At 70.7% G+C, this 3,800-nt stretch carries 2 protein-coding genes; one reads left to right on the top strand and one right to left on the bottom strand.

Annotation, left to right across the window (positions count from 1 at the left end; translation table 11 throughout):
- Nucleotides 1-45: 45 nt before the first annotated feature.
- A complete protein-coding gene (locus tag ACFWEG_RS28490) occupies nucleotides 46-999 on the bottom strand; it encodes a hypothetical protein (protein ID WP_387220853.1) in 954 nt (317 codons plus the stop codon).
- A gap of 138 nt (nucleotides 1,000-1,137) precedes the next feature.
- Here ACFWEG_RS28490 and ACFWEG_RS28485 point away from each other — a divergent pair, with 138 nt between their 5' ends.
- On the top strand, nucleotides 1,138-3,771 hold the full coding sequence (locus tag ACFWEG_RS28485) for a valine--tRNA ligase (RefSeq protein ID WP_387220851.1): 2,634 nt from the start codon (nucleotides 1,138-1,140) through the stop codon (nucleotides 3,769-3,771).
- Nucleotides 3,772-3,800 lie beyond the last annotated feature (29 nt).

Here is a 3,800-nt window from a genome sequence, read left to right as displayed (position 1 = left end):
GGCACACGCGGTGTGCCGGGCCCCCTTCGTCGTACGGGCGGGGCGCTACTTGACCTCGACGCGGACCTTCGGGTCGCTGTGCAGCTTCGCGGCCAGCGCGGCGGTGTCCTCGATGGAGCCGCCCTTGCCGCTCATCATCGCCGCCGGGTCCACGGCGGTCACGGCCGCGAAGGTGCTGCTGTCGGCCCACACGCAGACCGGGAAGGTGAACGCGTCGGGCATGCCCTCGGCGCTCGCGCCGCCCATGTCCAGCTTCATCTCCTGGCACTTCATGACGGCGTTCTCCAGGCCGTCGGGCTCGACGTCCTTGGGGTCGCCGACCAGGCCGAAGCCGCCGGAGCCCGACTTCCCCTTGTCGACCTCCTTCTTCATCTCCGCGAACATCTTGTCGAGGAACGCCTCGGGGTCCTCGATCTCGCCGTAACCGCCGCTGAAGTTCAGCTGCTTGGCCATGTCGCCGCCGTCGCCGGACGCGTAGTCGCTCCCGGCGGTCTTGATGTCCTTGACGCCGAACTCCCGCATCTTCGCGGCGTCCTTGGCCCCGATCGGGTCGTCGTTGCCGGTGCCCTTGCCCTTCTTGTACTCCCCGTCCAGGACCGTCGCCGGCGTCGCCAGCTTGTAGGTCTTGCCGTCGTCGCCGACCGAGGAGCCGCTGCCCGAGGCGAACAACCAGCCGAGGCCGCCGACGACCACGACCGCCGCGACCGCGATGCCGACGATCAGGCCCGTCTTCTTCTTCGGGGCCGGCGGGGGCGGCGGGACCTGGCCGTACTGCGAGGTCTGGTCGTAGGGGCCGGCGTGGCCGCCGTACGGGGGCTGACCCTGCTGCGGGTAGCCGTACGGCTGGGTCGGCGGCTGCTGCGGCTGGCCGTAGGGCTGGGTCTGCGGGGGCTGCTGCGGGTAGCCGTAACCGGGCTGGCCGCCGGGCTGCTGGCCGCCGCCGTACGGGCCGGGCTGCTGGGGCTGGCCGCCGTACGGGCCGGGCTGGTTGTGGCTCATGGACTGGATCCCCCTTGTGGGCACTTACGCGTCCCGAACATCCTGTCGGAACGACACCCGTGCGAGGCCGCCCGGGACCGGACCGTTACGGAATCAATCGGGTTCGGAACCCGGTCGTGACGGCCGTAAACTGGCGCGGTGACCGAGAACGCGATCCCCAAGACGCCCGAAGCAACCTCCGCCGACCTGCCGACGACGTACGTACCGGCCGAGGTCGAGTCGAAGCTGTACGAGCGCTGGGTGGAGCGAGGCTACTTCCAGGCGGACGCGGCGAGCGAGAAGCCGCCGTACACCATCGTCATCCCGCCGCCGAACGTCACCGGCGCGCTGCACCTGGGCCACGCCTTCCAGGTCACGCTCATGGACGCGCTCACCCGCCGCAAGCGCATGCAGGGCTTCGAGACGCTCTGGCTGCCCGGCATGGACCACGCCGGCATCGCCACCCAGAACAAGGTCGAGCAGCAGCTCGCCGAGGAGGGGAAGTCGCGTCACGACATCGGCCGCGAGGCCTTCGTCGAGCGCACCTGGCAGTGGAAGCAGGAGTACGGCGGCCGCATCCTCGGCCAGCTGCGCCGCCTCGGCGCGGGCCTGGACTGGTCGCGCGAGCGCTTCACCATGGACGAGGGCCTCTCCCGCGCCGTCCAGACCATCTTCAAGCAGCTCTACGACGACGAGCTGATCTACCGCGCCGAGCGGATCATCAACTGGTGCCCGCGCTGCCTGACGGCCATCTCCGACATCGAGGTGGACTACCAGGAGGACGCCGGCGAGCTGGTCTCGCTGAAGTACGGCGAGGGCGACGAGACGCTGGTCGTCGCGACCACCCGGGTCGAGACGATGCTCGGCGACACCGCCGTCGCCGTCCACCCCGAGGACGAGCGGTACGCGCACCTGGTCGGCAAGCGCATCAAGCTGCCGCTGACCGACCGCACGATCCCCGTCGTCGCCGACGCCCACGTCGACCCGTCGTTCGGCACCGGCGCGGTCAAGGTGACCCCGGCCCACGACCCGAACGACTTCGCGATCGGCCAGCGGCACGGCCTCGAGATGCTCACGATCATGGACGAGCGGGCGATCATCACCGTCCCGGGACCGTTCCAGGGCCTGGACCGCTACGAGGCGCGCGCCGCGATCGTCGAGGCGCTGCGCGACCAGGGTCGCGTCGTCGCCGAGAAGCGCCCGTACGTCCACTCCGTCGGCCACTGCTCCCGCTGCAAGACCACGGTCGAGCCGCGGCTCTCGCTGCAGTGGTGGGTCAAGGTCGAGTCGCTGGCCACCGCGGCCGGCGACGCGGTCCGCGACGGCCGGGTCGAGCTGCACCCGCGCGAGATGGAGAAGCGCTACTTCGACTGGGTCGACAACCTCAACGACTGGTGCATCTCGCGCCAGCTGTGGTGGGGCCACCGCATCCCCGTCTGGTACGGCCCGAACGGCGAGGTCGTCTGCACCGGCCCCGACGACCCGGCGCCCGGCACCGCGGCCGAGGGCTGGACCCAGGACGAGGACGTCCTCGACACCTGGTTCTCCTCCGGCCTGTGGCCGTTCTCCACCCTCGGCTGGCCGGAGCGGACCCCGGACCTGGAGAAGTTCTACTCGACCGACGTCCTGCTGACCGGGCACGACATCATCTTCTTCTGGGTCGTCCGGATGATGATGTTCGGCCTGTACGCGATGGACGGCGAGGTCCCGTTCAAGACCGTCGCGCTGACCGGGCTCGTCCGCGACGAGTTCGGCAAGAAGATGTCGAAGTCCAACCCCAACGCGGTCGACCCGATCACCTGGATGGACGCCTACGGCTCCGACGCCGTCCGCTTCACCCTCGCCAAGGGCGCGAACCCCGGCGCGGACGTCCCGATCGGCGAGGACTGGGTCCAGGCGTCGGGCAAGTTCGCCAACAAGATCTGGAACGCGACCCGGTTCGCGATGATGAACGGCGCGACCGTCGAGGGCCCGCTCCCGGCCGTCGAGCAGCTCACCACGACCGACCGCTGGATCCTGTCCCGGCTGAACGAGACCGTGGCGCGGGTCGACGCGTTCTACGACGACTTCCAGTTCGCCAAGCTCAGCGAGAGCCTCTACCACTTCGCGTGGGACGAGGTCTTCGACTGGTACGTCGAGCTGTCGAAGACGACGTTCTTCGCGGGCGGCGAGCAGGCGAAGGTCTCCGCGCGGGTCCTCGGCGAGGTCCTCGACGTCATGCTGCGGGTGCTGCACCCGGTCATGCCGTTCCTCACCGAGACGCTGTGGACGACGCTGACGGGCGGCGAGTCGCTGGTCGTCGCCGACTGGCCGCGTGACAGCAACTTCCGCGACGTCGCCGCCGAGCAGGAGATCGCGCTCGTCCGGAGCGTGGTCACCGAGGTCCGCCGCTTCCGCTCCGACCAGGGGCTCCAGCCCGGCCAGAAGGTCCCGGCCCGGCTCACCCTCACCGGCACGGCGCTCGCCCCGCACGAGGCGGCCATCCGCCAGCTGCTGCGGCTCCAGCCGGAGGGCGACGGCTTTCACGCCACCGCGACCCTCCCGGTCGCCGGCGCGACGGTCGCCCTCGACCTGTCCGGCACCATCGACGTCGCCGCCGAGCGCAAGCGCCTCACGAAGGACCTGGAGGCCGCGCGCAAGGAGGTCGCCCAGGCGAACGGCAAGCTCGGCAACGAGGCGTTCCTCGCGAAGGCGCCGGACCACGTCGTCGACAAGATCCGCGGCCGCCTGTCCAAGGCGGAGGCGGACATCGCCCGCATCGAGGGCCAGCTGGCCGCGCTGCCGGAGTCCTGACCCGCACCGTGCCGCGCCCGCCCCTGACG

Origin of the sequence: Streptomyces sp. NPDC060194, assembly GCF_042728285.1 — a bacterium.
Classification (GTDB): Bacteria; Actinomycetota; Actinomycetes; order Streptomycetales; family Streptomycetaceae; genus Streptomyces.
The sequence above is the reverse complement of the archived record's forward strand: the minus strand, read 5'-3'. Positions and strand labels throughout refer to the sequence as shown.